The 1369-nt window shown below is 68.5% G+C and carries 1 protein-coding gene; it reads left to right on the top strand.

Annotated elements, in window-relative coordinates; all coding sequences use genetic code 11:
- Window positions 1-131: 131 nt before the first annotated feature.
- The coding region (locus A9W96_RS27770; RefSeq protein ID WP_067144470.1) for a 1-deoxy-D-xylulose-5-phosphate synthase at window positions 132-1369 on the top strand (1238 nt) is incomplete at its 3' end.

Here is a 1369-nt window from a genome sequence, read left to right as displayed (position 1 = left end):
GACGAGGTCGTCATCCTGGCCGACCCCGACCTTCATGACACGCTCGCCGGACTGTTCGGCCCCGCGCAGCAGCGATGAACGTCGCCACGTTCGTCAGTAGTGTTCTCCACAGCGCTGCGTAGACTGACTGGATGCTGGAACAGATCCGCGGGCCCGCTGATCTGCAGCACCTTTCTACGCATCAGCTTCGCGATCTGGCCGCCGAGATTCGCGAGTTCCTGATTCACAAGGTTGCTGCCACCGGGGGACACCTGGGGCCCAATCTGGGCGTGGTCGAGCTGACGCTCGCCCTGCACCGGGTGTTCGACTCACCCCACGATCCGATCATCTTCGACACCGGCCATCAGGCCTACGTGCACAAGATGCTGACCGGGCGCGCCCACGACTTCGAAAGCCTGCGCAAGAAGGGCGGCCTGTCCGGGTATCCGTCGCGCGCCGAGAGCGAGCACGACTGGGTGGAGTCCAGCCACGCCAGCGCGTCGTTGTCCTACGCCGACGGCCTGGCCAAGGCCTTCGAGCTGAGCGGACACCGCAACCGGCACGTGGTCGCTGTGATCGGCGACGGCGCGCTCACCGGTGGCATGTGCTGGGAGGCGCTGAACAACATCGCCGCCTCCGGCCGGCCCGTCATCATCGTCGTCAACGACAATGGCCGCAGCTACGCCCCGACGATCGGCGGTGTCGCCGATCATCTGGCTTCGCTGCGGCTGCAGCCGGCCTACGAGCAGGCCCTGGAGAAGGGCCGCGACGCGCTGCGCGCGCTGCCGCTGGTCGGCAGGCTCGCCTACCGCGTGATGCACAGCGTCAAGGCCGGCATCAAGGACTCGCTGTCGCCGCAGCTGCTGTTCACCGACCTGGGACTGAAGTACGTGGGTCCGGTCGACGGCCACGACGAGCGCGCGGTGGAGGCCGCGCTGCGGCACGCCCGCGGTTTCGGCCGCCCGGTGATCGTGCACGTGGTGACCCGCAAGGGGATGGGCTTCGCCCCGGCCGAGGACGACGAGGCCGAGCAGATGCATTCCTGCGGCGTCATCGACCCGGTCACCGGCCAGGCGACCAAGATCGCCGGGCCCGGCTGGACGGCGACGTTCTCCGACGCGCTCATCGGCTACGCGCACAAGCGCCGCGACATCGTGGCCATCACCGCGGCCATGCCCGGCCCGACCGGGCTGAGCCCGTTCGGGCAGCAGTTCCCGGACCGCCTGTTCGACGTCGGCATCGCCGAGCAGCACGCGATGACGTCGGCGGCCGGGCTGGCGATGGGCGGCATGCACCCGGTGGTGGCCATCTATTCGACGTTCCTCAACCGGGCCTTCGACCAGATCATGATGGACGTGGCGCTGCACAAGCTGCCCGTCACCATGGTGCT

The organism is Mycobacterium sp. 1245852.3, assembly GCF_001669335.1.
Taxonomy (GTDB): Bacteria; Actinomycetota; Actinomycetes; order Mycobacteriales; family Mycobacteriaceae; genus Mycobacterium; species Mycobacterium europaeum_A.
The sequence above is the reverse complement of the archived record's forward strand: the minus strand, read 5'-3'. Positions and strand labels throughout refer to the sequence as shown.